The 6,371-nt window shown below is 68.7% G+C and carries 4 protein-coding genes; all 4 read left to right on the top strand.

All coding sequences use genetic code 11. The features are described from left to right. The first annotated feature begins 253 nt into the window (after window positions 1-253). Window positions 254-1,990, top strand: coding sequence for an aa3-type cytochrome oxidase subunit I (ctaD, locus tag ACWELQ_RS34580; RefSeq protein WP_452401226.1), 1,737 nt, complete (start codon window positions 254-256; stop codon window positions 1,988-1,990). A 120-nt stretch (window positions 1,991-2,110) separates the two neighbouring features. Further along, on the top strand, window positions 2,111-3,013 hold the full coding sequence (locus ACWELQ_RS34575) for a quinone oxidoreductase family protein (RefSeq protein WP_452401225.1): 903 nt from the start codon (window positions 2,111-2,113) through the stop codon (window positions 3,011-3,013). A 378-nt stretch (window positions 3,014-3,391) separates the two neighbouring features. Beyond that, window positions 3,392-4,912 (top strand): AMP-binding protein, encoded by a 1,521-nt coding sequence (locus ACWELQ_RS34570; RefSeq protein WP_452401224.1) that lies wholly within the window; start codon window positions 3,392-3,394, stop codon window positions 4,910-4,912. Between the two features lie 66 nt (window positions 4,913-4,978). Next, window positions 4,979-6,371: tetratricopeptide repeat protein (locus ACWELQ_RS34565; protein WP_452401223.1), on the top strand; the 1,393-nt coding region annotated here is incomplete at its 3' end.

Raw genomic sequence — 6,371 nt, 5'->3', positions numbered from 1 at the left:
CGGCCGGTCTGTTTCACTGGACGTCGAGCGATCCCCCACGCTCGAAGACCCTAGTGGATCGATCGCGGGGCGCAATCGTTGTGCGCACCCTGCGCCGAACCGGACGTTCGCCTCGGCGTATCTTGCATTTCGATCCCGATCTTCCGCACCCGGAGTGTTTTCGGCGAAGATCGATTTGCTGTAGGTACGCTGTGCGCCGTTCTATGTGCCCCGATTGGTAGAGCTGGACGGAACCCCTCCCGAGGAGGATGTGGTGACAGCAGTTGCTCCAAAGCCCGAACAGAACCTCGAATGGTCCCGGCCGTTCCCGCCGCGGCGCGGTCTGAAGGGCTCGTTCATCTACAAGGCGATCACCACGACCGACCCCAAGATGCTCGGGATGATGTACCTGACCACCGCGATCACCTTCTTCCTGATCGGTGGCATCATGGCGCTGCTCATGCGCGCCGAGCTGGCCCGGCCGGGGATGCAGTTCCTCTCCACCGAGCAGTTCAACCAGCTGTTCACCATGCACGGCACGATCATGCTGCTGTTCTATGCCACGGCGATCGTGTTCGGCTTCGCGAATGTGGTGCTGCCCTTGCAGATCGGGGCGCCCGACGTCGCCTTCCCGCGGTTGAACGCGTTGAGCTACTGGCTGTACCTGTTCGGCGCGAGCATGGCCACCGGCGGCTTCCTCACCCCGGGCGGCGCGGCCGATTTCGGGTGGACCGCCTACACGCCGCTCTCGGACATCGTGCATTCGCCGGGCGTCGGCGGTGACCTGTGGATCCTGGGCCTGGCGGTCTCCGGTCTGGGCACCATCCTCGGCGGCGTCAACATGATCACCACCGTGGTCTGCCTGCGCTGCCCGGGCATGACGCTGTTCCGCATGCCGGTCTTCACCTGGACCATCCTGGTGACGAGCTTCCTCATCCTGGTGGCCTTCCCGATCCTGACCGCCGCCCTGTTCGCGCTGGCCTACGACCGGCACCTGGGCGGGCACATCTACGACCCGGCCAACGGCGGCAGCATTCTCTACCAGCATTTGTTCTGGTACTTCGGGCATCCAGAGGTGTACATCATCGCGCTGCCGTTCTTCGGCATCGTCTCGGAGGTGTTCCCGGTCTTCAGCCGCAAGCCGATCTTCGGCTACACCACGCTGGTGTACGCGACTTTCGCCATCGCGGCGCTGTCCATCGCGGTGTGGGCGCACCACATGTATGCCACGGGAGCTGTTCTGCTGCCGTACTTCTCGTTCATGACCTTCCTCATCGCGGTGCCGACCGGGGTGAAGTTCTTCAACTGGATCGGCACCATGTGGCGCGGGCAGTTGACCTTCGAGACGCCCATGTTGTTCGCGGTCGGCTTCATCGTGACGTTCCTCTTCGGTGGTCTGTCGGGCGTCATCCTGGCCTCCCCGCCGATCGACTTCCACGTCTCCGACTCGTATTTCGTGGTCGCGCACTTCCACTACGTGCTCTTCGGCACCATCGCCTTCGCGACCTTCTCCGGGATCTACTTCTGGTTCCCGAAGATGACCGGCCGCATGCTCGACGAGCGCCTGGGCAAGTGGCACTTCTGGACCACGTTCATCGGCTTCCACACCACGTTCCTGGTGCAGCACTGGCTGGGCAATATGGGTATGCCGCGCCGCTACGCCGACTACCTGCCCGGCGACGGATTCACCACGCTCAACACCGTTTCCACCATCGGCTCGTTCATTCTGGGCGCGTCGATGCTGCCGTTCGTGTGGAACGTCTTCAAGTCCTACCGTTACGGCGAGGTGGTGACCGTGGACGATCCGTGGGGCTACGGCAACTCCCTGGAGTGGGCGACTTCTTGCCCGCCGCCGCGGCACAACTTCTACGAGCTGCCCCGGATTCGTTCGGAGCGTCCGGCTTTCGAGCTGCACTACCCGCACATGGTGGATCGCATGCGCGCCGAGGCGCATGTCGGCTGGGGCTCGAAGCATCACGCGGTGGTCGAGCACGAGAAGGCCGCCACCTAGCCCATCCCGCATCCCAGCGCGGCGGTCGTCTCCGGACGGCCGCCGCGTTTTTGGTTGACGCAATTGCTGGATCTGATCTAAATTTAGGACCGTAACAACTTCTGGTGAAAGGTCCTCTCAGTGCGCAAGATTCAGTTCGCCGCCGGCCGTCCCGTCCTCGCTGACGCCGCCGAGTTGGTCCCCGGCCCGGGGCAGCTGCTGGTGCGCACCGAGCTGGCGGGGATTCACCTCGGCCTGCTGCGCATGCTGCGCAACGGGGGCGACGGACCCGACGGCGGCGAGATCGTCGGCACCGTGGTGGATGCCGGAGCGGACCTGGCCGAATGGATCGGAAAGCGGGTCGGCGGCGTGGTCTTCGAGGGCGCATACGCCGAATTCGCGCTCGCCATGCCGCAATTGATGTGCGAGGTGCCCGACGGTGTGACCGCTGCCGATGCGCTGGCCCTGGTTCGCGGCGGTGTCATAGCGCGCGGTCTGCTGCACGCCGCCCGGTTCGTGCCGGGTGAATCGGTCCTCGTCACCGGCGCGGCCAGCGGTGTCGGCCACCTGGCCGTCCAATTGGCCGCGGCCTTGGGCGCTTCCCGGGTGATCGCGGCCGTCAGCGCCGCCGACAAGGCGGATTTCCTGCGTGACTGCGGCGCGCACGAGGTCGTGACCTACGACCAGGTCTGGACCGAGAAGGTCGATGTCGTCCTCGACGGTGTCGGCGCGGACATGGTGCGGCGCGGGGTGGAAACCCTTGCCCCGCACGGCCGTCTGATCGTCTTCAGCGCGTACGGCGGCAGTGTGGACGCCAATGCCTTGCTCGGTGAGCTCAAGACGGTCGCCGGTTTCTCCATGGGCCTGCTCAGCCGCACCCGCGCCGACCTGCTCGACGGCTGGCGCGCCGAGCTGTGGGAGCTGCTGGCGGCGGGCCGGATTCGCCCGCGCCACACCGTTTTTCCCCGGGTCGAGGTGGATGCCGCGATCGATCTGGTCGCCACCCGCCGCAATCTCGGCAGGGTCGCGGTGTGCCCGGTCTGACCCCGCCGCGTAGTTACCGCCCGGTTGGGGCAAATGACCGATACCGCCGCGCCCGGGCGGGGACTACCGTCGATGCCGGAAGCCGGTCTCACCGTCCGGCTTTCCTGCCCGGACTCCCTCTCCGGGCATTGTCGGCCACTGCCCGGTCGGCGATGGAATCGGCCCGATGCGGATCTCCTGTCCGCGTCGGGCCGATTCCGTCAGCCCCGACCCGGCCACGGCTCGAGCGCTTGACCATATAAAGCCTGATCATTCGTCCATTTGCGGCGCGCTTGGAATAGCAGTGGACTTGCTGCCTCGGTGCTGTACTGTCCGCAGTCGGAGCGCGAAACCGCCGCGTTCCGGCGCAATCCGCAGGTCTCGACTTCGGGAGGGACAATGCTCGCCGATTCTCCGGATGTTTGCGATACCGCACCGGGCATCGTAGGCCGCACCGCCGAGTCCGCCCTCGGCGACTCCGCCGACGACTGGCAGCGGCAGCTACGGAAATGGAACGACACCAGCTCGGCCGTCGCGCTGACGCTACCCAAGCTGCTCACCCGGGCCGCCTCCTACGATCCGGAGGCCGCGGCCGTGGTGTGCGGCGGCGTCGCCCTCACCTACCGGGACCTGGCCGAGCAGGCGAACCACCTGGCGCGCAGGCTGATCGGCGCGGGCGTCGGCCCGGAGGACGTGGTGGCGGTCGCGCTGCCCCGCTCGCCGGAGTGGGTGGTGGCGGTCTGCGCGGTCGCGCACGCCGGGGCCGCCTTCCTGACCGTCGACCCGGACGCCGCGCCCGCCCGCATCGCGCCGATCCTCGCCGATTCCGGTGCGGTCGCCGGGATTACGACCGACCTGCGGCGGGACCTGCTGCCCGCCATGGCCTCCGGCGACTGGCTCACCATGGACCCGATCGGCCAGCCGGATCGATCCGAGGAACCCGAGCTGCTCGACGCGCGCGCCCGCGCACTGGTGGCCGAGGGCGCGGCCGCGCCGCTGCGCCGCACCAGCGGCGAGAGCGCGCCCGGCGCGGCCGGTGTCTGGTCGGCGCCGCTGGCCACCCCGGTCACCGACGCCGAACGGGTGCGGCCGCTGCGGCTCGAGCATCCGGCGTACGTGGTCTATCCGCTCGAGTCGAGCGGAATCATGCGGGGCGCGACCATCACTCATGCCGGGCTGGCCAATCTGGTGGTGACCCAGGCGCAGCGCTGCGACTCCGATCCGGACGCCCGGGTGCTGGCCGCCGCCGCCCCCGGCCGCGACACCGCGGTCTGGGAACTGTTGCTGGCCTTGGCTTCCGGGGCGACGCTGGTGGTGGCCCCGCCCGGCCCGTACGCGGGCGCGGACCTCTACGAGCTCATGACCGACGCGCAGGTCACCCACGCGGTGCTGACCCCGCACATTCTCGCCACCCTGCCCAGCGCCGAACCGCTGCCGCTACTGCGGCTGCTCGCCACCACGGGCGCGGCCTGTCCGGCAAAACTGACCGGAATCTGGTCGGCCGGGCGGTCGTTCGTGAGCGGTTACGGCTGGCCGGAGGCGGGTCTGTGCGCCACCATGAGCCGCCCGCTGGACGCGGTCACCCCACATGCGGCCGTCTCCATCGGCGGCCCGGTGGTCGGCACCCGCTGCTACGTACTGGACGAGAAGATGAACCCGCTACCGCCGGGCTTCCTGGGCGAAATCTATGTCGCCGGAGCGGGTTTGGCGCGCGGCTACCGGCATCGCCCGGGCCTCACCGGCGCCCGCTTCCTGGCCGACCCGTACGGCAATCCGGGTGACCGCATGTTCCGCACCGGAGAGCTGGGCTGCTGGCGCGGCGACGGCGAGTTGGACCACCACGGACGGCTCGGGTCCGCGCCGATCGGGCAGCCGGTAGCGCCTCGATACTCACGGGCGGGATCGCCGGGCACGTTGTAGTGTTTTTGTCCGGAGGGCCGCGCACGCGGCAGGGACGGGCAACATCGCGACGTGGGGGAGTACTCGGTGAGCACACCAGACGAGTCGTCGAAACGCGCCCACCTCGAGTTCTCGGCCGCCTCCGGTGATCCCAAGGCCATGCACGATCTCGGCTATCTGTTCGAGACGTCGACGCCGCCCGAACGCGACGAGGCGCGCAAGTGGTACGAACTGGCGGTCGCCGCCGGGTACACCGACGCGTACTTCCGGCTCGGCTATCTGCTCAACGACAGCCTGACGCAGGAGGATCAGCACACCGCGATCGGCTGGTATCGCAAGGCCGCCGCGCACGGCGACCGGATCGCGATGTTCAACATCGGGGTGCTCAGCGAGTACCGGCTCGCACCACCGGATTATCCGGCGGCGCGGCACTGGTACGAGCAGGCGGCGAACGCCGGGCACACCAACGCCTACTACCGGCTGGCCTACGTCCTCGAGCAACGGGTGACGCCGCCCGACCGTCCCGGCGCTCGCCACTGGTACGAGAAGGCCGGTGAAACCGGCGACAGCCGCGCCATTTTCAATGTCGGCTACCTGTACGAGACCGACGATCCGCCGGACTATCCGGCCGCCACCCGGTGGTACGAGAAGGCGTCCGCGGCGGGCTACGAGAACGCCGACTACGCCGTGGGATTCATGCTCGACAAGCGCATCCTCCCGCGTGACCTGGCCGCCGCCCGCCGCTGGTACGAGAAGGCCGCGGCCCACGGCGACGCCCGCGCGGACTACGCGCTGGCCGAACTCGCCGAGCAGGACGACGATCCACTGACGCTCGTGCTCTACGAGCGTGCCGCCGCGAACGGCAGTGCCTCGGCGATGAACTGGCTCGGCCACCACCTGTGGATGCGATCGTCCGGGCGCAACGCGGCGGCCGCCACCGCCTGGTTCGAGCGTTCCGCCGCCAACGGCTTCGCCATGGCGAAGTCCAATCTGGTGAAGATCGGGGTGGCGGAAGCGCCGCCCGAGGGCGAGTCCCCGATGGCGCGCGGCATCCGGCCCGAGCAGGTGCCGCCCCCGGCCGTCGCGGCCGCCCTCGGTCTCGCCGCGTCCGCCACGCCGACCGGCATCCGGGCCGAACTGGACACCGTCATCGACGATTCGCCATACCGGCGCAACGCTTTCCGGATGTCCGGTCTGCCCGCCGACGCGAACGGCCGGTTGCTGCGCAAGCGGGTCACCGAGATCGACGCCACCGAACGACTCGGCGTGCCCGTCGCGGCGGCGACCCTGCTGCCGGTGCCGACGCCGCCCGAGCCGGGCGAGGTGAAGGCGGCGCTCAACCAGCTGCGCGAGCCCAATCATCGGCTGATCCAGGAACTGTTCTGGCTCTGGCCGGATCGCGACGGCGCCCCGGTCTCGGGTGTCACGATCGTCTGCCGCCCGATGAGCATGACCTGCCGGGCCCGCTCGATCTCGGTGG

This window comes from Nocardia sp. NPDC004722 (genome assembly GCF_053601505.1).
This window is presented reverse-complemented; position numbering and strand designations above follow the sequence as displayed.

Coding starts and splice junctions, on each gene's coding strand:
- ACWELQ_RS34570 (WP_452401224.1), top strand. CDS start 3,392: ATGCTCGCCGATTCTCCGGATGTTTGCGATACCGCACCGGGCATCGTA.